The following is a 20,910-nucleotide window of genomic DNA, read 5'->3' on the forward strand; positions in this document are numbered from 1 at the left end:
ATAAAAGGAAGGAGGCCTCGGCCTCCTTTTATTGTGCAGGTTTGATTCTAATAAAAGTGGCTCAGGCTTTTATTGAGCAGAGTCCGATACAACAAGCTTCTCAGGGAGTTGACTGTCCGCCACAGACCAATCCCTTTTCCTGGAATCCGGTGATCCTCCAGATTTTTTAGCTCTTCAGGCGTAACCTTTTCTGCATCCGTTCTGGTATTCAACCAAAGAACAGGCATCGGCTTGACCGTGAAAATGTTGCTGTCATTAACAGTGAAATCGACCAGAAGAAAACCGTTATCACCATGGCCAAACAGCTGCATATTTTTACCCTTGATGGCGGGCACTGTCAGTTTCTCGCTGGCTATACCCGGCAACAGGCTCTGGCGATTAAGAGCGTCTTCAGGCTGATCGAGAAAGACCTGCCAGAACACCTGATCATTCTCTGCCTTCCAGGGTAATATCTCAGTGAGTCGTTCAAAGAGGCCTTCTGTCAGCGGAGAGTACATCTCGTCGGATTTCTCCGTGAGGCTTCGGCCGGCAATATGATCGGTGATCCAGTCTGCATCACCGATATCACCGTCAGACGGCTCCACTCTCAGAACATTGCAGATCTGGTGCTGTAAAGCAGAGTTGTTCACAGTGGTATGCTTGTAGCTACAGATATTCAGTACCTTTATACCGGCAACGTCGCCGGGGTACAGCTGCACCTCATCAATATTATGATCCTGCAGATGGCACATCAGTTTTTGTAGTGCATTATCTGGCTCCATCTGGCAGAGACCTTTCTGCAGGCGCTCTTTATTGGGCGACAGATGGAATCTGGAACTGCTGGTGTTGGAGAAATGGATATTGGCAAATTTGCTGTCTTTTTTGCCCAGATGAACTTTGGATTTCCCAATCGGTGGGTTCAGCTGTTCGGTCACCTCTACCAGGGAGGGCATGGCAATCAGGAGTTCAGCAAGAATATCCATAGTCTGCATGAAGCTCTGCAAATCCTTATCAAACCCAGATCCTTTGTCTTTATCTGCTGCAGGCAGGACTTTTACTGCGGCTACGGTCTGGCGAATGATAAAGTCCATCCAGTCATTCGAGGTCGAGTAGTTGACCATCAAGTTGGCACCAAACAGCAGCATGGATGGGGAAAACATACGAGGCATCGCTGCATTCAACACATAGCTGCCAGCGACAGCGCTCACCATCGCTGAAAAGTGATCAAATTCCCGCTGGATATGCCAGGAGGTAAGCGTCTCTCCTGCAGGAATAAGGTGTTTTTCAAAACCTTCCGGCTGAACCGCAGACACACGTTGAGCCTCAGCGCTTGCCGCCTGTTGGCAAAGAGATAGGGAGAGCAATACCCCGACTGTTGATAACGCTTTTAACACACCCACTCTTGAGGAACGGATCATGGCTGCCACCGGTTCATGCTTCTCAGGTGACAGAAGAGGTTAGACCTTCATCAAGGCCGTGGTGTTGCGTTTTGTAAAGGCGTTGTTACCCGCTGTAGGGATGTTTTATTGGGGTTAATTATTGCGATGGCGCGTTTTGTTGTTGCTCCATCTGTTGTATTTCCTGCTGCTGCGCCTGCTTGTCACCGGGGACAGGGATGTCTTGAACAGCAGTCTGAGTACTCTGCTGTGGAGGGGGCTCGCTATCGATAATAACAGCCTGCTCATAGATCACGCCGTCACCCTGAATAATGGTTTCGGAGGCACCTTCCACGACAGCATCATCAGTAGCAGAAGAGGGTTGTTGGGAGGACTGGCTGGTATTTGACTCCAGACCGGTATTCGGAAGTTGTTCAGGAGTAGGAGCGTTATCCTGAGCATCACAGCCCGCAATGCAACAGGTGATAACAGCGATTATGAGACCTGGGAAAAAGCAGCGCAGGAAATGATTTACAGAAACTGTGCCGTATATATTGCGATGCTTTCCACCGTGAAGATAGACGTGCATGGTGCTACTCCTGAACCTGTTCTCTGATGTCATAACGCTCAGAGAACTGTGCTTAGAGAATAGCTAACCTCATTGGTTTTGCAGGGCCGAATTCCATCCAGACGACTGAAGCAGGTTTCTTTTGCTGTTTCCAGAAAGTCGACAATGTAAGGCTGTTCCTGATGCTCCGCACGGATGGCAGCATAGAGCGTGCACCAGATGCCCTGCTCTCCCAGTGGACGACACTGGATGTGGCTTTTGTCGAGATACTCGGCCAAAGCCCAATTTGGCAGCGCGCAGACACCACGCTGGCTGGCCACAAGTTGCAGCATCATTAGAGTCATTTCTGCGGTACGGGTTGCCGCCGGTTCTTCTCCGGCTTTATCCATAAAGTCCTTGAATACCGCCAGACGACTGTGTTCAACCGGATAGGTGATTAACGTCTCCTGTCTTAAGTCTGTGGGTGCAATCCACTCTTTCTGTGCCAGAGGGTGACGACGTGAAACAGCCAGCAGCATTTCATAATCAAACAGCGGGATATACACCAGCTCAGGGCTGAGCAGCGGGTCGGAGGTAATAACCAGATCAAGCTCGGCTCTTGCCAGTGCTGGCAGTGGTGCAAAGTTAAAGCCGCTGGCAAAGTCCATCTCCACTTCCGGCCAGTGCTCGCGATAACTGTCGATGGTTGGCATCAGCCACTGGAAGCAGCTATGACACTCGATGGCCATATGCAGGCGACCAGATTCTCCTCCTGCCAGCCGTAACAGATCCTGTTCAGCCAGTCTGATCTGTGGCAACAGATCATCCGCCAGAGTCAGCAGGCGCAGGCCCGCACTAGTAAAACGCAGGGGTTTGGATTTACGAACAAACAGCTCCATTCCAATCCGGCTTTCCAACTCCTTCACCTGATGAGAGAGCGCCGACTGGGTGAGATGCAGCATGCGAGCAGCCTCAACCAGGCTACCGGTCTGCCGGAGCGCGTTAAGAGTTTTGAGGTGATGCAGGCCAAGGCCGATCTGGTTGCTCATGGGCTGGTTACGTGTGTTGTTCTTTTATTAGCCAGGCAGTGTATATCAATTTTTCTCATTTTTAATATGAGAATAATGAGTTTGATTCAATTTGCGTGCTCCCCGAGACTTTATCCAACAGCAGCAGAACAACAAAACTTCCGGGTGGGCTATGTCTTTAAATCAGTCGTCTTCTAATCAATGCACCGCACACAATCTCGGTTTTCCGCGGATTGGTGCCGACCGTGAATTAAAGAAAGCACAGGAAGCTTACTGGAGCGGGAAAATATCCCGCAGTGAGTTGCTGGCTGAAGGCGCACGATTAAGAGCCCTTCACTGGCAGCAGCAAAAGCAGCAGGGGGTGGATCTGATTCCTGTGGGGGATTTTGCCTGGTACGACCAGGTGCTGAATACCTCTCTGATGCTGGGGGCTGTGCCAGAGCGCTTTCAGGATAATGGTGTCTCCCTAAAAGAGCAGGCCGAGGATATCGATACCCTGTTCCGCATAGCGCGGGGCAGGGCGCCCACCGGCAATCCGGCAGCGGCAAGTGAGATGACCAAGTGGTTTGATACCAACTATCACTACATCGTACCTGAGCTGAATAAGGAACAAAGCTTTGCCCTGAGCTGCAGGAGTATTATTGAAGAAGCCAAAGAAGCCCTTGCTCAGGGGCACACGATTAAACCTGTTCTTATTGGCCCTTTAACCTGGCTGTGGCTGGCAAAGATCAGAGGTGAAGACTTTGAACGGCTGGAGCTGCTGGAATCGCTTGTTGAGGTGTATGGAGAAGTCTTAAGTGAGCTGGCGGCACTGGGGGTTGAGTGGGTTCAAATCGATGAACCGATTCTGGTGCTTGAACTTCCATCCCGCTGGCTGAATGCCTTTGAAACGGTTTATAACCAGTTGCAGAGTGCGCCGGTTAAAATTCTTCTGGCCACTTATTTTGATGATCTGAATGGTCATACGGCTGTGGCAGCAAGCCTTCCCATTGCCGGGCTTCATATCGACCTGATTCGTGCTCCGGACCAGCTGACAACCGTGGTTGATAAACTCTCGCCCAATGCGGTGCTCTCGGTGGGTGTTGTGAATGGCCGCAATATCTGGCGAACAGATATCAGCACGGTGGTTGATCAGTTAAAGCCAGTGGCTGAACGTCTGGGAGAACGTCTCTGGATTGCACCATCCTGCTCGCTGCTACATGTACCAGTCGATCTGAACAGTGAGCAAGCCTTAGATGATGAGCTGACATCCTGGCTGGCCTTTGCCGTGCAAAAGTGTCGGGAAGTTTCTGTAATTGCCCGTACTCTTGGTGGTCAGGCGACACCGGAAGATAAAGCTCTGCAGGCCGAGGCTGATAGTGCACTGGCAAGCCGGGAACGTTCTTCAAGAGTCCATAACCCGGCTGTGGAACAGCGCGTTGCCGGTATGACTGGTGATATGGACCACCGACATGGGGCTTACCCGGAACGAGCGGCACGACAAAGGGAGAAACTGCATCTGCCGCTGTTGCCAACCACCACCATTGGTTCTTTCCCTCAGACAGGCGAGATACGCAAAGCCCGTCGCCAGTTCAAGAAAGGTGAGCTGAGTGAGCAGTCTTATCAGCAGGCCATGGAAGCCGAAATTTGTGATGCGGTTAAGCGGCAGGAGCAAATAGGTCTGGATGTGCTGGTGCATGGAGAAGCCGAACGTAATGATATGGTCGAATACTTTGGCGAGCAGCTGGATGGCTTTGCTTTCACCAATTATGGCTGGGTACAAAGTTACGGCAGCCGTTGTGTAAAACCTCCGATTATTTATGGTGATATTTCACGTCCGGAACCCATGACCGTGAACTGGAGCCGGTTTGCCCAGCAACAGACCAAACTGCCGATGAAAGGCATGCTGACCGGACCGGTGACTATCCTGTGCTGGTCTTTCCCCCGTGATGATGTGGACCGGAAAGAGTCCTGCCTGCAGTTGGCGCTGGCACTGCGTGATGAGGTGACTGATCTGGAGCAGGCTGGTATTGGCATTATTCAGATTGATGAGCCTGCAATTCGTGAAGGCCTGCCGTTGAAACAGCGCAACTGGCCGGCTTATTTGAATTGGGCGACAAAGTGCTTCCGTATCAGCGCCAGTGGGGTGAAGGATGAAACCCAGATTCACACCCATATGTGCTACAGCGAGTTTAACGACATTATCGAGTACATCGCCTCGATGGATGCGGATGTGATTACTATCGAAACATCCCGCTCGGATATGGAGCTGCTCGATGCCTTTGAGCAGTTTGAATACCCGAATGAGATCGGACCGGGTGTTTACGATATTCACTCCCCAAACGTGCCGGACAAAGCCTGGATCAAGCAGTTAATTCTTAAAGCTGCAGAGAAAGTTCCAGTAGAGAGACTGTGGATGAATCCAGACTGTGGCCTGAAAACCAGAGACTGGCCGGAGGTGGAAGCTGCGCTGGGCAATATGGTGGCCGTAGCCAGAGAGCTGAGAGAAGAGTTCCAGAAAAAGGCAGGGTGACTTTGATAGGGCGGTGGATCAGTCTGAACGTTATGTTACGTCTCAGACTGATCTATAACCTCATCAATCAGTGTGATGATGGCAGGAATATTCTGAGGGCGCTTGTCCGGGTTGAGACGCAGGCAGGGGCGAACAAGCTTTTCCATGCATACAGCCGCTGATCTCATATCCTTGTTTTTGAATTTTGGATCCGGGCTTGCCGGTGACTGTCGTACATCGGTGATGCTTTTCTGAATGGTCTTCTTTGACTGCTTCGTACCTGCCGTGGGTGGAGCCATTGCAACGACTTGTTGTTGCCACTTTGGGAGGATATGTCCGGTTACAAGGTCACAGGCAATATTACCAATGCCCCATATATCAACGCTGCTGGTGACTTTATGGGGGCTTTGATAATGATACTCCGGAGCCATGTGTTGGCAGACGATGCCAATTTTTCTACTTTTGATGGTGTGTTCATCGCGCGCCAAACCCAGATCAATAATTTTGGCGGTGCCGTCTTTGTGAATCATGACATTGGCGGACTTTACATCGCTATGACAGTGACCGGTCTTTCTGAACAAAAATTCCAACCCGCTGCAGACACCTTTCAGATATCCCATCCGGGTTCTCATTCCAAACAAGCGCAGTCCCTTTCTGGCGCACCGAAGAATCTTTTCATGGAGCGAGATATCACAGTGCTCCATCACCATAAGTATTCTGGTGCTTTGTGGTTCTTCAATGCGTGCACCGCCATAGAAGGCAACTATGTTTGGATGGCGGGCGCGCGAGAGCAGCTTCATCTCATTGATAAGAAAGCAGGGTTTTTCCGGCGTTAGATCTTCTTTTACCGCAAAGCTTTGCTGCTGGTGGTGAGGAACCCCACAGACAACTTTATACACCCTGCCAAAACCGCCTTCACCGAGAAGAGGGTTTAGGGGTTTGAGTCTATCCAGCACCTCACTGATTTCCTGATACGAGGAGTGGCCTTTGCACCAGGTCACTCTGCGGTTATCACGGGTGACTGATTCCATAACGTCATCAGTAGGAGGAGTTTGCTCTGAATAGGGTTTGCCAACCTGTTTGGAGAGTACCGGTGTCTGCATAGGTCAAGTTTTCCAAAATGATCAGGGCAGGCTATAGAGAAAGGCAGCAGTGCGGTATGACGAATGTGTTAGCAGGCATAACAGGTACGGAGCTATGGCAGAGATTGAGTTTTCGGTAAATGGTCAGCCGGTTCATGTACCTGAAGATAAGCAGGAGATGAGCCTGCTGGAATACCTGCAGGAAGAGATGAGGTTGACCGGTACCAAGTTCTGCTGCGGCATTGGTGTCTGCCAGGCCTGCACTGTCGCAGTGAAACAGAAAGGTAAGGATGAGCTGAAACCTACCGTCACCTGTGTCACGCCACTGAAAGCGGTTGATGGCTGGCGGATTCAGACAGTCGAAGGTGTTGCCTTGCCGGATGGCACGCTCCATCCGATACAGGCCGCCTTTCTGGATGAGTTCGCTTTTCAGTGTGGTTATTGCACGCCGGGTTTTCTGATGGCGTCGATCGCGTTATGGGAAAAACTCAAGAAGAAGCCTGTGCCCAAAGATAAGGTAAAAGATGTGGTCATGGATGCCATCGGTACCCATATTTGCCGTTGCACGGGCTATGTGCGTTATCACCATGCCCTGAGAAAAGTCATTCTGGCAGAGCCGGGGCTTACCGTATAAGCGTCAGTACCAGTTTTTATTTTGCCGTAAGACTGAAGAGCCTGAATCTCTTGTCTACACTCCTGCCCCCTTTATAGCCCCCACTAATAGAATCTTCAGGGCAGACTGGTGACTAAAACGATCAAAGGCTTCATGCCCGCTGGTAGCCATTGTCTTTTTATCATGAAGTGTCTGGCGGTCTGTATGGCAGTGGTGTGCTTTTCCAGCTATGTACTGGCAGGCAGTAAAGGTTTGCCATTTGACCAGCAGCTCGGTATCTACCGCTATGATCTCGACAGATTAACAGCCATCACCCCACATGAGGCTGGTAAGCAGGTTGCCCCTGTCGGTGTGTGCGCTCTCTGTAAAGACATTCCCGCCGCTGCGCCGCTTCACTGTTCATCCTGCACGGCTTATGCCTGTAAAAAATGCCTTGCTGATTATATCCAGTACAACATCGGAAGGCTGACCTGTCCGCAATGCAGTAGAAAGATTGTCAGTGCGACCACTAAGAGCAATGGACTCGCTCAGGAAGCGTCATCTTCAGAAACCGGGGATATCGATTTTTACCGTAAAGCACCGGAGGAGTCTCTTGAGCCGCAGGAGGTGCGTTACAACCTGGTCGATGGCTGGGATAAAAGCCTTGGAGCTATCGATGTTCTCTGCGATAACGAAGGCTGTCACTGGACCGTGGTTTATGGCGAGGGTGAGGGGGCTGAGGCCTATCAACAGCACAAAGATGAGTGCGAATATCAGGATGTTGACTGCCCACAGGGGTGTGGGGCGCAGGTTGTAAAAAACAGCCTTGATCTACATAAAGAGGTTTGCAGTAAGTCGGTTTTGAACTGCCCGGAGTGTGACCAAGCTTTATCTCGCGACGAACTGGAGCAACATAAGAACAGTAATAGTTGTAAGGTGCAGAAAGCGGCATATCTACTGGGGCAGATGTCGCTGGAAAGCTCGGACTCTCAACGTGTGATGAAAGAGCTACTGGCTGTTCAAAATGAACTGGCGGCCAGTATGCATAACCAGATTCAGGCGCTGGAAGCAGAAAGATCCAGTCTGGTTGCCAAGGTTGAGGCTCAGTCTCGCCAGCTGCATTTTTCATCTTCCCTGACCAGTCTGGAAGGCTGGCAGTTTGTTACTGTCAATCTGCTCGGAGAACCGGGAGCATCATTTCCGACGATGCGGAAAGTATATTACTCGGAACCTTTTACTGTGGCCGGCAATATCCATGGGCAGGCCCGGCTGGTTATTGCTGTGATCTATCATGGTTCCGCAAGGTTTGGCCATGGTTCTCCAGAAACCGCCGATGTTTATCTGCTAGGTGAACAGGCGCTTCTGAACAGAGTCAGGGATCAGCAGGAAACGGTCGAGGTTGATCTGGTATTTCTGTCACCGATCGATGCACAGGAATCCAGCCCGACATCGTCGATATTTCATCTGACTTCGGCGGGTTATCGGAGAACTGCGAATGCACCCAACACCGAGCTGATAAGCAAGCCCGGATTCCATCCCCTGAGTTATGGCAGCCATGCCAGTTATCGGAAATGGCTGATGGCGGATGAACATATCAAGTCACGGGCGGCTTCTATTTTTGTGCGCAATTCGCGCGGCGGCAGCCACAGGCTGGATCACCTGAGCCTGACACCGGCAGCCGGACTGGTATCCCGCTACCAGAGCAGTCCGGTGACTGTTTTTGACAGTGAGCTTCACATCCTTATTGCCCACAAAGATATTTTTGCTGGTGGTTACATCACCTACCCGCTGCTTATCGGTGAAAGAAAGTATGTTCTCTATGTGGGGAGACTTTCAGATACCCATCTCCAGATTCGATTTAATCGTGCCAATGGGGTTGAGAGAGCACAGAGAACCAGTCAGAACGCCATATTTGGCACAATGCTGATAACAGGCATCCAAAACGGAGTACTGTCTAAAGAATCCGTCCACACATGGGATCTTGAAACCGAGCACATGACGATTGCTAAAAGAAGTGGCGAGTATTCGGCATCCCAGGTTGTTCTCAGCTTTGCCAAGAGCCTTAATGAAGCTGCCCCTCGGCTGACTCTCTCGGATATACCTGAAGAAGAACGACCGCTCTCTGTCGCCCATCAAAATACCAATATTCAACTGAAATCCATGCTGCTGCAGCAGAAGGGAGAGTTACAGCAGCAGGGGGAAATGTATGACCGACGATTGAATCGCAGAGACCAGCAGCTCCAGCTGTTCCTTCGTACAATGGCACGAAATCAGACGTTGAGCTTTGGGGTCGCTCAGGTTAGCCGTGAAGCACAATCCATTATCTGGACAATTCCAGAGATGCAGCTTTGTATGGAGTCCCAGCTACAACGATTCAACACAAAGTCGGTCCGATTGGGGAATATGGAGTATTGGCTGAAATTTATCAGGGAAGATGACGGTGTTTATGGGATGTACCTGCGGGCAAAGCCTAAGGGTTGGCACTCCGATGGTCAGCCATCTTCTTTCAATAAAATTAATTTCACTTTCCAGAATACCGGCGCTGAATGGACGATGGATGTCGGGCATTCAAGACTTTTCCGTGATTCCGCAGTGTGGCGCGGGATTGTTGATACCGGGCATGGCTGGAGCCGCTTTATCAGCGTATCAACAGGAGATGGCTTAATGGAGACGAACGCCGATGGTCAGCTGACGGTTAAGGTACAGTTTATCCAAGAGCGTGCGGCAGCTGGCCGCCGACGTTTATCCAGTGGTGTAGTCGAGGACGAAAGAAGACCTCTGATGACAAACTGAATCAGAGGTCCGCTTTCTTATAGCGTGGTTTATAAAGCAGCCGCTAACTCACTGGCCAGACGAATAGCCCGCTTGGCATCCAGCTCGCCGGCAAATTCAGCACCGCCCACCAGATGCAGTTTGAACGGGCTGTTTTGCTCTTTGCCTAATTCCTGATGCAGCTGGTTCACGCTCACCTGACCGGCACACAGCACGACATGATCCACATCCAGTACTCGGGTCTCTTTCACTTCCTGACCCTGCTTACCGGTCGTGACGGTGATATGCAGACCTGCATCATCAACCTTGTCGTAGCTGACACCGCCGATGGTTTCGACCTTCTTCATCTTTACGACTGCACGGTGTACCCAGCCGGAGGTTTTGTTCAGCCCCTTACCGAAGTGTGTGCTCTTGCGCTGGAGCATGTAAACCTTGCGGGGAGATGGTTCAATCTCGGCAGGCTTCAGACCACCACGAATCTCGTTGGTGCTATCGACGCCCCACTCTTTCATCCAGGCTTCTTTATCCAGAGTGATCGAGTGGCCTTCGTGGGTCAGATATTCACACATATCAAAGCCGATACCACCGGCGCCCATAATGGCGACCTTGTTGCCCAGCTTCAAACCTTTGCTCAGCACTTCCTGATAGGTCACGACTTTCTCATGGTCCACACCCGGCATATTCGGGATACGTGGCGCGACACCGCTGGCGATAACGATATCGTCAAAGCCCATGGCTTTCAGTTCGTCGGATGAAACCTTGGTATTAAGCTTCAGATCAACATTGTGAATTTCGATCTGCTTCAGGTAGTAGCGAATCGTTTCACGGAACTCTTCCTTACCCGGAATCTTGCTGGCGTAGTTGAACTGGCCACCAATCTCGCTGTTGGCTTCAAACAGCGTCACATTATGTCCACGCTGTGCGGCAATGGTGGCACAGGCCAGACCGGCAGGACCGGCTCCGATAACCGCAACCTTGCGGGCATTGAGAACCGGCGTATAGAGCAGCTTGGTTTCATGGCCGGCACGCGGGTTGACCAGACAGCTGGCGCGCTTGTTTTCAAAAGCATGATCAAGGCAAGCCTGATTACAGGCGATACAGGTGTTGATCTCGTCAGCATGCCCGGCTGCGGCCTTGTTGACCCACTGTGGGTCTGCCAGGAACGGACGGGCCATGGAGATCATGTCTGCAGCACCGGAGCTGATAACTTCTTCGCCGGTATCCGGCATATTGATGCGGTTGGAAGCGACAACCGGGATTTTAACGGCGGCTTTCACCTTGGCAGTGACATCGACAAAGGCTGCACGAGGAACTGAGGTGACAATGGTCGGAACCCGAGCCTCATGCCAGCCGATACCGGTATTCAGTAGGGTCACACCGGATTGTTCCAGTGCCTGAGCCAGCTCGATGACTTCTTCAATCGTGGAGCCACCTTCCACCAGATCGAGCATGGACAGGCGGAACATAATAATAAAGTTCGGGCCGACGGCTTCACGGGTCTGGCGGGCAACTTCCAGGGCAAAACGCATCCGCTTCTCGTAGGTTCCGCCCCATTCATCGGTACGGTGGTTGGTACGGGCATTGAGCATCTGGCAGATGAAATAACCTTCCGAGCCCATAATCTCGATGCCATCGTAACCGGCTTTCTGAGCCAGCTTGGCGCAGCGCACATAGTCGTCGATGGTTTTGTAGATGCCTTTGCTGCTCAGCTCTTTCGGCTTGAATGGTGAGATCGGAGCCTTGATAGCGGAAGGCGCAACATTCAGCGGGGTGTAGCCATAACGGCCGGCATGGAGAACCTGCAGCAGAATCTTGCTGCCAGCCTCGTGTACAGCTGAAGTGACTTTCTTATGAAGCGGAACCTGCCAGCCACTGATCAGCTTGGAACCAAACGGCAGAAGATCACCAGCGCGGTTGGGAGAGAAACCACCGGTCACCATCAGGCCAACACCACCGCGAGCACGCTCGGCAAAATACTCGGCCATCTCACCGAAGTGCCAGGGGCGATCTTCCAGGCCAACGTGCATGGATCCCATCATCACCCGATTCTTCAGGGTGGTGAAGCCAAGGTCCAAAGGTTCCATCAGATGTGGGTAGTGGGTGTCGGTAGTCATCGGCAACTCTCAATCTTTGTTATGGCTTATAGCTTGTTATGAGCAGAACTATAGGTGGCTGAGAGTTCGGGGTAAATGATCGAACAGAGCAGAATACTGGCTAAATTGAGCAAGTTTTGTGATCAGCAGACACTGGTCTGGTATTCGTGGCCAGCGTAAGGATAATGGCGACAGGTTGTATAAAAAATAGCCGTTCGACCCATAGAATTATTAAAAGTATCAGGGCACCCGATGAATCGAATGACCAAAGGCCTTATTGGTGTGGGCGCAGTTTTGTCTGTAGCTTATCTCTGGCCAACCCCTCCCGCAGTAGAACATCCTTATTTTTCTAAGGTTTCAGAGCCGGAAATTATCGCCCATGGTGGCGGGCTGGGAGTGAGACCGGCCAATACTCTGGCGGCACTGGAACAGGCTGTTTCCGATAAGGCTGATGTTCTGGAAATCGATGTGCAGCTCACCAAAGATAATGAGCTGGTGGTTCTGCACGATGCCACGCTGGATCGTACAACTGATATAACCGGTGCGGTGCTGGAAATGACCCTGGCGGAAATCAAGAAAGCCAATGCCGGCGCTCATAAAACTCCTGCAGGCGAGGATTTCAGCCAGTTAAATATTCGCGTTCCAACGCTGGATGAGGCCCTGATCCAGTTCCCAGATAAGCGCTGGGTTATCGAGATAAAGAACTCCGGCACCAAGGGCGCGGCAGCACTGTGTGAACGTATTAAAAAATATGGGATTACCAATCAGGTGTTGGCGGCATCTTTCCATGATGATGCGATCGCAAGCTTCAGGGAGCAGTGCCCGGATGTTGCCACATCATCCTCCAGCGGAGAGTCCAGACTGTTTGTAATTGCCGCCAAGGTAGGCTTGTCACATCTTGTGCCAATGGATGCCGTTGCTATGCAACTGCCTCCTTCCAGTGGAGGGATAACAGTGCTGGATGCACAACTGCTGCGTGCAGCAAAAGCGCGAGGTATCAAGGTTCATGCCTGGACAATCAACGAAGCGGAAGAGATGCAAAGGTTGCTGGATATGCCGGTGGATGGAGTGATCACCGACTTTGTCGCGCGGGGAAATCAGGTGAAAAGTAGTCTGTGACAGACCGCGCTTATTTACTCCATCAATAGCAATGCACTCATTGATATTGATGGAGTTGCGAGGTTATTTCATGTTCATAGGTGGCGGAGTATTTGAGTCGCTCAGGATATGAAAGATGTCATCCGGAAGCTGTTCCTGGAAGTTGGGCTGAGCTTCAATATTTTCGTTAGCGGAATTCCATATTTGATAGGGGGTTACTCCAGACATGGTACTTGCCGTCAGGCCGGTCAAATTACCATCTGTCACACTAAGCCCTTTTACTTCCTGATAATGCTGTAGCTCATCACGCAGCTTTTGACTCATCCATGTGGTGCGTGTTCCGTGAGCCAGGCCTTCTACATTAAAGTGGTTGCCGGCAGCCTGATAAGCTTTCTGCTCAAAGACCCTGGAAGCCTGCGGGTTTGATGTTCTTAATGCCGCTGCCAGTTCCGTAAACACCTGACTGGCTTCTGCAGCACGATCTTCCTGCTCAAGCCGGATGCCAACTGCCGCCATGGCAAAGTTCAGTTCTTTTTTGGCTACGGGAATAGGGTTTTTAACTAAAGGACATCTGTGCCAGGAGTCTTGCTCATAGAGGTAAGATGACGGCATAACTTTAATGAAATCCCCGCTCTTGCAGGGAGGCATTATTTGCAGGTCACCCTCACTATTACTGAATAACTCTTGCCCTGAAGACGAGCCTCCGCGGAAGATCGTGGCTGTTTTAATGGCTACCGGACTACCGTTAACCTGATCAATGAGTTTGATCCAAATGTTATCCGGTTGTGTTGGTTGAGGTGTGTTTCCATCGACTACGTCTGTAGCACTAAGGTTGGCACACCAGAATACACCTGTCAGTAGAGCTAAAACCTTAGTCGACTGCATCATCCTTGTTCTCTATTTTGTTGATGGTTTGTGGCGCTTTTCTATTAGTAATCGCAATAATTATTTCAATAAAAATATAGATAGCTAGTAACAAACAGAGTGCAAAAAACCAATATAACATGAGCGTCGTTTTGTTGCTGATTAAATAACTCTCAATAGTTGGCAGGGTCATTTTAACAGTTGATTCACTTGTGAAATTCATGGAAAACCCGGTCTCTGATAGTACTGGTATAACTATCTCTACCCCGGCACCAGGTTGTAATTTAGGGAGCAGGGTTGAGTAATCATCACTTGAAGAGCATTTTGTTTTTATCTTGTTGGATTCTTCACGACTATGTAGGGTATGCCCGTGGTACTTGAAGTTAATATCTCCCTTTTGGTCACAGACACCCTCTGTATCTGCTTTAAAGTACAGGTCAATATCGTTAAAGCTCTTGTCTGTAGTTAAGTTATAGAACGATATGCTCCACGTTTTGCTCTTGTCATCATAGCCTGAAATCGTATATTCAATGATTGGTTGCTTGTTTAACTCGGCTAGAAGTTCGTTTCCAATCCAGCCTATTACAGACAGTACAATACCGGTTAAAAAGGCCGTATCCCTGATCATTAAGGTAAATTCCGTTTATTCTATTTTTAATTGTTTGTACGTTATCAAAATATGATGAATTGATAAAAGTGCCTGAGTGATTGATGACTTGAATATCGACACGTTGTTGAGGTCACGCCAAAGCCCGCATAAATTTGCGGGCTTTGGGTTTAAGAGGCTTTAGCTGCGGCTCCAGCGATGGAATTTTTCCAGTAGGTTCAGAACCTTCTCTGGTGCATGTGCTTTCTTCCACTCGCCCGCTGCGTACTTGTTGGTTTCCGACAGCGTTGGGTAGATATGAATGGTGCCAAGAATCTTGTTTAAGCCAAGTCCGTGCTTCATGGCAGTAATGTATTCGGTAATCAGTTCACCGGCGTGATAGCCCACGATCGTGCAACCCAGAATCTTATCCTTACCCGGTACGGTTAACACCTTGATAAAGCCTTTGGCCTCGCCGTCGGCCAGTGCACGATCGAGGTCGTCTATGCCGAAGCGGGTCACTTCATAAGCGATACCCTGCTCTTTCGCTTCTATCTCATTGAGGCCAACACGCGCGACTTCTGGATCAATAAACGTGGCCCAAGGCATCACCGAGTAATCGACCTTAAACTTCTTGAAACGTCCGAACAGGGCGTTCACTGCGGCATACCAGGCTTGATGGGCAGCCGCGTGGGTGAATTGATAAGGCCCGGCCACATCGCCGCAGGCATAGATATTTGGGTATCGGGTTTGCATGTACTCGTTAACGGTGAGCGTGCCGTTCGGGTTGGTTTCCAGTCCGAGGTTTTCCATACCCAGAGTCGATGTGTTGGCTTTGCGGCCTACGGCGAGCAGCACAACATCAAAGGCGATCTGGATTGTTTCGCCATTCTGTTCGGCGTCCAGCCACTGTCTGCCATCTTCCTTATGGAAGGCTACAGCCTTACAGCTGGTGCGCAGATCAATGCCATCTTTCCGGAACTGAGCCATTACGGCTTCAGCCACATCGGCATCTTCTCTCGGCAGAATCCGTTCGGATTGGTCAACCTGAATAACCTGTACGCCAAGACGCTGAAAAGCCTGAGACAGTTCTGAACCAATAGGCCCACCGCCCAGAACCAGCATTCGTTCCGGCTTCTCGCGAAGATTCCAGATGGTATCGGAGGTGTAATAGTCCACCTGATCCAGCCCGGGAATATTCGGCACGAAAGGCTGGCCACCGCTGGCGATAATAATGTTCTTCGCGGTAATGGTTTTGTCGCCGGTTTTTACTTCCCAGGGGGAAACCAGAGTGGCTGTGCCCTGGACACATTCCACGCCCAGACCTGTGTAGCGTTCTACGGAATCGTGTGGTTCCACCTGCTTGATAACATTTTGAACGCGCTCCATCACTGCCGGGAAATCAACCTCGACTTTAGCATTCTTAAGGCCAAACTCTTCGGCTCGTTCAACGTAATGGTGAATACGGGAAGAACGGATCAAAGCCTTGCTGGGCACACAACCGGTGTTCAGGCAGTCACCGCCCATCTTGTGCTTCTCAATCAGGGTGACTTTGGCTTTTACTGCCGCCGCAATATAGGCACTGACCAGTCCGCCGGAACCGGCGCCGATCACGGCCAGATTGGTATCGAAGGTGGTCGGCTTGTTGAACGGCTTATACACCTTGCGGCTGTTGATAAAGGCCATCAAACCTTTGGCAACCCAGGGGAAGGCTGCAAGCAGTACGAAAGAGAGGATCAGCTCCGGTGTGGCGATACCTTTGACGGAAAACTCTTCCACCTGACCGAGCTTAACACCGGCGTTCACATACACTGCGGTTCCTGCCAGCATGCCCAGCTGGCTGACCCAGTAATAGGTCCAGATCCGGATGCGAGTCAGGCCCATCACCAGATTGATCACCATAAACGGTACGGCAGGAATCAGACGCAGGCTGAACAGGTAGAAAGCCCCATCCTTTTCGACACCGCTATTGATGGTTTTCAGATAATTGCCAAAGCGACTCTGCACCCAATCCTGCAGGAGTGTGCGTGAAACCAGCATCGCCAAAGTGGCACCAATGGTGCTGGCAAAGGAGATGATTAACAGGCCTTCGGCAAAGCCGAACAGAGCACCGCCAAATAGCGTCATCACCGAGGCTATAGGGAGGGATAGGGCGGTCACCGTCACATAGATCAGAAAGAAGATAGTGGCGGTCAGCCCGGGGTTGTCCTGCTTCAGCCCACTGAAAAATTCAAAGGTCAGGTATTGAGACAATCCAAGACCGTAGAAAGCACCGAGTGCGGCCAGAATCACCGCCAGCAGCAACAGTTTCGATATTCTCATAAATACTGGAATCCATATTGGGGGTGGCTCTTATTGAGCCTTACGGCTTTAACCCGTTTATGGATTCAGTATGACGCTTTCAATGATTGGTGGCGATAAATGTTAGTGGCGATAATGGATGATGTAGGGATCCAGCTCCTGGGCTTCGATATAACTTCTCAGCACCTCCATGGGCGAGTGACTCCAGAAGCGGGCACTGGAGCTGAGCCGAGTGGCATAGGTTTGGGTATCGTCGTAAATAATCCACTCTCTGCCGCTGCGCACTGCGGTTATGTAGTGGCCGCCGTACAAGGTGCTGCCCTGGTGGAGAACCATGGCATCCGGTTCCATGGTGACGGTGTTGGTATGCGTTGCGGACAAGTTGCTTACCGGAACGGTAATCGCACCATTGCCCTTGAACAACCGACGAGTGAAGGTCCTGATCTTGCGGCCGTATTCTCCATAATTAAACATCTTGAACTGAATGCTCAGATGCTGAAGCTTGCCTGCCCGCTCGTTAGCAAGGAACTGACGTTTATAAAACGGCACTTTGACATTGGATACCCCTTTCAATCCCATGACAGCAGCATCAGCGGCATTGATGTGCAGGCGTTCCGAGCGTTCTCCGACCCACTCTTTTTTCAGGAAGTGCTTGTTCAGAAGAGCGTTCACGTCGTTAATTTTCTGAGCCTTGATATCCCGTTCATTCGGGAGATCAACGGGCAGAACATGAAACTGGTTTCGCTTATCCACATGGATTTTACTGCCTACCTGACCGTCGATGTGTACTTCCTTCTCATCAGCAATCACAACACTGCCAGCGGTGTTGCGCTGGAGCTGGAAGATATCCAGCAGCTCGGACATAAACTCCTGTGCATCTTCCTGGGAGAGGCGGTTCATGCGTTTGGGAGCAAGTATGCTTTCAAGTACTCCATACTCACCCGGAGTCGTATTGATAAACGCTTTGATTGCGTCGTACAGATCCCTCTGTAGCTTGTCTCTTTGTGCCTTAGTAAGTGCAGAAAAGCTTTCAAGTTTCATGCTGCGCATCAGGCCCAGAAAGGCTTCTTTCAAATCCTCATAAGCCTCTTTGGCATCGGCATCATCCATCAGGCGTTCAAAGAGTGTTTCGGAAAGATAACGGTCATGCTCAATGGCGTTCAGCTCTTCTGGCTGCAGAGTATGAGCAAGGTAAGTCAGGGTGGAGTTAAAGAAGCAGTTATTCCCCATATGCGTCAGGGTCGGTTCACCGGTCTGTTCCTCAACATATACATCACTGGCTGGCGCTTTTGCTCCGCCACTGGCTTCCAGTGCATGAACCAGATGCTGCTCCAGTAAAGTGGCCGACATATAATCGGAGGATTCCTTGCTGTGGCGACCGTAGTCATCATCTCCACCACCGCCAGAGCCACCTCCACCGCTCCCACCATAGCCGCCGCTTCCGGAAAACGGCCACAATCTGAACGGCCTGCTTGAGTGCGAAGTCTCAGCAACAGCATTTCCCAATCCCCATGCTCCCAAACCGCCGGTCAGCACAGAGGCACTGGCCACGCCGTAGTAACCCAGCCCTTTGCTCAGCAGGAGATCAGTTAGCAGATAAGCTGCGGTGTACGGAGCCAGAGACAACAGATCCGTCTGCCAGGGCTGTACTGTTTGCATCATCAGTGGCTGCACTGGAGCCACACGTTTGGGAATATCCAGCAGCCGTTCCGGTTCGGTGTAAAGCAGCAGAGGTTCATAGGCCGGAGGCATATAGTCTGCTGCTGGAAGGTTCAGAGCGCTGATATTCCAGGTCAGGGTCATCGGGCAGAGCAGCTTGTCCCGGCAGGGAGGCAGGGGAACCAGATAACGTTTCCCCAGAACCTTACCGGTGACCGGACGCAGCTCGATATTGTCTTCCGATTGATAACGATAGTAGCGGGTGCTTCCCGAGCGGGATTCCAGTTGTAGTGCGCCATTTGCACAGAGTTGTCTGCCACCTTGCTGTGTAGTGAGACATTGCAGCAATGAGCTGATCAGGTTTAGGCCGGCAGGTTGCAGCAGAGACAGAATCGGTGGAAAAAAACGGGCATCGACCGAGGCGAGATTATCAGTCAGAGCTGGCAAGGTAATAATATTGGTAATGCCTGAACCGTGCCCTGCGGTGATTTGCAGCGCCTGCTGCTGTTCGTGCCAGTAAATGCTGAGAAAATCACTGCCCTGCCTATCGAGTGTTTGTATGAAGTGGCTCAAAGGGGAGTTTGTTGTCAGTGTTTCATTGTCCAGACCGGTCAGAGTGACCGGTGGCAGTCGAAAGATCAGCTGCTGCGTCTGGTATTCCCGTCGAACCTCGATAGAAACTCTATTGGCCAGAGTCGGGTTATCGACAATGGCAATCCGATTGGATTGCCATTGCTCATTATTATTCCAGTGTTGCCAGAACAACCACCCCGGCAGGGCAAAGGCGGCCAGGCGGCCGGTCAGGGTTGGAAAAGCTCCGGTATAGCCCAGGGTTGTGGGAAGCTTGGCAACCGCTGCTGCTGATAAGGCTGCCAGAGAAACCAGAACGGTCTGACGGTTCAGGTGGCGATTATCAAAAAGCAGGCCACTCTTATAACCCGTCATCAGCCAGGAGCCGGACAGTCCTTCTCTGTAACTTTGTGGAGATAGGGCTGACGAGGTATGAGCTTCTGTACCGGGGGCGGAATCGGAGCTTCCACGAACAGCCTGATCATTAAACTGTTTAACCAGTCGGGCTTTTGCTGGAGATGGGTATAAAGCAGAAATAGCGAGCAGCAGAGTAAGCATGGCTGACAAAGCCAAGGAAAAATGCCACTTTTTTATTTCTGTAACTGGCATTTAGGACTCAGGTGCTCCCCCTCAAAAGAGCATTTAAAGTAGCAGTTTGTCCGGCTAATTCCCGTGCTGTGAAAAAAAACAATGTAACAGGTGTAATCCAGCATTCCCGCTGGTTTCATGGCTTAGGGAAACACGCCATAATAGGCGAATACCGAAGCCTCAGAATCGCCTCCAGAGAGGGAGTGCAGCAGGAGCCCTTGAAGTGAAATCTGTCCATCGTCCTTTTCCCGCCAGCCGTCCTCGCCGTATGCGTCGTGATGATTTTTCCCGTCGCCTGATGCGTGAGACCCGCCTGTCTGTTGATAACCTGATTTACCCGGTCTTTGTACTGGAAGGGGAACAGCAGCGTGAGCCTGTGGCCTCCATGCCGGGTGTCGAGCGGTTGAGCCTGGATGAATTGCTGAAAGATGCAGAAGAGTGGGTTGCCCTGGGTATTCCCGCGCTGGCGATCTTCCCTGTGGTGTCTTCTGATAAGAAATCTCTGGATGCCAGCGAAGCCTGGAACCCGGATGGTCTTGTGCCTCGCACTATCAAGGCTCTGAAGGATCGCTTCCCTGAGCTGGGCGTGATTACCGATGTGGCTCTGGATCCTTACACCAGCCATGGTCAGGATGGTCTGCTGGATGACACCGGCTATGTGATGAACGATGAAACTGTAACCGCTCTGGTTAAGCAGGCTTTAAGCCATGCCGAAGCCGGTGCGGATATTGTTGCACCTTCTGACATGATGGATGGTCGGGTCGGTGCAATCCGCACGGCACTGGAAGAGTCCGGTCATATTCACACCCGCATTCTTTCCTATGCCGCCAAGTATGCTTCCAGCTATTACGGTCCATTCCGTGATGCTGTGGGTTCAGCCGCTAACCTTGGTAAAGGTAACAAGTACAGCTACCAGATGGATCCGGCCAATCGTGAAGAAGCTCTGCACGAAGTCGCCATGGACCTGGAAGAAGGTGCCGACATGGTCATGGTGAAGCCGGGCATGCCTTATCTGGATGTTGTGCGGGATGTGAAAGAGAACTTTGGTGTGCCTACCTTTGTCTATCAGGTCAGCGGTGAGTACGCCATGCATATGGCCGCGGCTCAGAATGGCTGGCTGGATGGTGATGCGGTCATGATGGAAGGTCTGCTGGCCTGTCGTCGTGCCGGAGCAGATGCGATTCTGACGTACTTTGCTCCCCGCGCTGCAAAGATGCTCAAGGATCAGGGCTAAGCTTTTTCAAGGAATTTTCCAGAGCTCCGGGCAGGGGCTCTGACTGGGGG

Annotated in this window: 14 protein-coding genes; 5 read left to right on the forward strand and 9 right to left on the reverse strand. The window is 51.2% G+C overall.

The annotated features are described in order from the left end of the window. Positions 1-47 precede the first annotated feature (47 nt). From EHSB41UT_RS13615 to EHSB41UT_RS13625, 3 genes are all read right to left on the reverse strand, one after another. Complete coding sequence (locus EHSB41UT_RS13615; protein ID WP_133060514.1) at positions 48-1,397, reverse strand: hypothetical protein; 1,350 nt, start codon at positions 1,395-1,397, stop codon at positions 48-50. Positions 1,398-1,515: 118 nt separating this feature from the next. Next, positions 1,516-1,944: a hypothetical protein gene (locus tag EHSB41UT_RS13620; RefSeq protein ID WP_087110746.1), complete on the reverse strand. Its 429-nt coding sequence runs from the start codon at positions 1,942-1,944 to the stop codon at positions 1,516-1,518. A gap of 38 nt (positions 1,945-1,982) precedes the next feature. Next, the gene (locus EHSB41UT_RS13625) at positions 1,983-2,951 is read right to left on the reverse strand and encodes a LysR family transcriptional regulator (protein ID WP_087110748.1); all 969 of its coding nucleotides are present in this window, start codon (positions 2,949-2,951) and stop codon (positions 1,983-1,985) included. A gap of 151 nt (positions 2,952-3,102) precedes the next feature. Here EHSB41UT_RS13625 and metE point away from each other — a divergent pair, with 151 nt between their 5' ends. Next, complete coding sequence (gene metE, locus EHSB41UT_RS13630; RefSeq protein WP_087110750.1) at positions 3,103-5,442, forward strand: 5-methyltetrahydropteroyltriglutamate--homocysteine S-methyltransferase; 2,340 nt, start codon at positions 3,103-3,105, stop codon at positions 5,440-5,442. Between the two features lie 35 nt (positions 5,443-5,477). Here metE and EHSB41UT_RS13635 read toward each other — a convergent pair whose 3' ends face one another. After that, positions 5,478-6,524 (reverse strand): protein kinase domain-containing protein, encoded by a 1,047-nt coding sequence (locus EHSB41UT_RS13635; protein WP_087110752.1) that lies wholly within the window; start codon positions 6,522-6,524, stop codon positions 5,478-5,480. Positions 6,525-6,618: 94 nt separating this feature from the next. Between EHSB41UT_RS13635 and EHSB41UT_RS13640 the strand changes: the two genes are divergently transcribed. Both EHSB41UT_RS13640 and EHSB41UT_RS13645 read left to right on the forward strand, forming a co-directional pair. After that, positions 6,619-7,137: a (2Fe-2S)-binding protein gene (locus tag EHSB41UT_RS13640; protein ID WP_087110753.1), complete on the forward strand. Its 519-nt coding sequence runs from the start codon at positions 6,619-6,621 to the stop codon at positions 7,135-7,137. Positions 7,138-7,245: 108 nt separating this feature from the next. Further along, positions 7,246-9,888: a hypothetical protein gene (locus EHSB41UT_RS13645; RefSeq protein ID WP_133060515.1), complete on the forward strand. Its 2,643-nt coding sequence runs from the start codon at positions 7,246-7,248 to the stop codon at positions 9,886-9,888. Between the two features lie 29 nt (positions 9,889-9,917). Here EHSB41UT_RS13645 and EHSB41UT_RS13650 read toward each other — a convergent pair whose 3' ends face one another. Next, positions 9,918-11,981: an NADPH-dependent 2,4-dienoyl-CoA reductase gene (locus EHSB41UT_RS13650; RefSeq protein ID WP_087110757.1), complete on the reverse strand. Its 2,064-nt coding sequence runs from the start codon at positions 11,979-11,981 to the stop codon at positions 9,918-9,920. 231 nt (positions 11,982-12,212) lie between these two features. On the opposite strand from EHSB41UT_RS13650, the gene EHSB41UT_RS13655 reads away from it, so the two are divergent. After that, positions 12,213-13,079 (forward strand): glycerophosphodiester phosphodiesterase family protein, encoded by an 867-nt coding sequence (locus tag EHSB41UT_RS13655; RefSeq protein WP_087110759.1) that lies wholly within the window; start codon positions 12,213-12,215, stop codon positions 13,077-13,079. Positions 13,080-13,142: 63 nt separating this feature from the next. Here EHSB41UT_RS13655 and EHSB41UT_RS13660 read toward each other — a convergent pair whose 3' ends face one another. The 4 genes from EHSB41UT_RS13660 to EHSB41UT_RS13675 all read right to left on the reverse strand — a co-directional run bounded on the left by EHSB41UT_RS13660 (position 13,143) and on the right by EHSB41UT_RS13675 (position 19,647). After that, positions 13,143-13,946, reverse strand: coding sequence for a hypothetical protein (locus tag EHSB41UT_RS13660; RefSeq protein ID WP_133060516.1), 804 nt, complete (start codon positions 13,944-13,946; stop codon positions 13,143-13,145). Then, on the reverse strand, positions 13,930-14,550 hold the full coding sequence (locus EHSB41UT_RS13665; protein ID WP_087110763.1) for a hypothetical protein: 621 nt from the start codon (positions 14,548-14,550) through the stop codon (positions 13,930-13,932). The genes EHSB41UT_RS13660 and EHSB41UT_RS13665 overlap by 17 nt, the downstream gene beginning before the upstream one ends. Before the next feature lie 159 nt (positions 14,551-14,709). Then, on the reverse strand, positions 14,710-16,830 hold the full coding sequence (locus EHSB41UT_RS13670) for an FAD-dependent oxidoreductase (protein WP_087110765.1): 2,121 nt from the start codon (positions 16,828-16,830) through the stop codon (positions 14,710-14,712). A gap of 102 nt (positions 16,831-16,932) precedes the next feature. Beyond that, complete coding sequence (locus EHSB41UT_RS13675) at positions 16,933-19,647, reverse strand: ubiquitin carboxyl-terminal hydrolase (RefSeq protein ID WP_087110767.1); 2,715 nt, start codon at positions 19,645-19,647, stop codon at positions 16,933-16,935. 202 nt (positions 19,648-19,849) lie between these two features. Between EHSB41UT_RS13675 and hemB the strand changes: the two genes are divergently transcribed. Further along, positions 19,850-20,860 (forward strand): porphobilinogen synthase, encoded by a 1,011-nt coding sequence (gene hemB, locus EHSB41UT_RS13680; protein ID WP_087110769.1) that lies wholly within the window; start codon positions 19,850-19,852, stop codon positions 20,858-20,860. Positions 20,861-20,910: the final 50 nt, after the last annotated feature.

Source organism: Parendozoicomonas haliclonae (assembly GCF_900174585.1).
Taxonomy (GTDB): Bacteria; Pseudomonadota; Gammaproteobacteria; order Pseudomonadales; family Endozoicomonadaceae; genus Sansalvadorimonas; species Sansalvadorimonas haliclonae.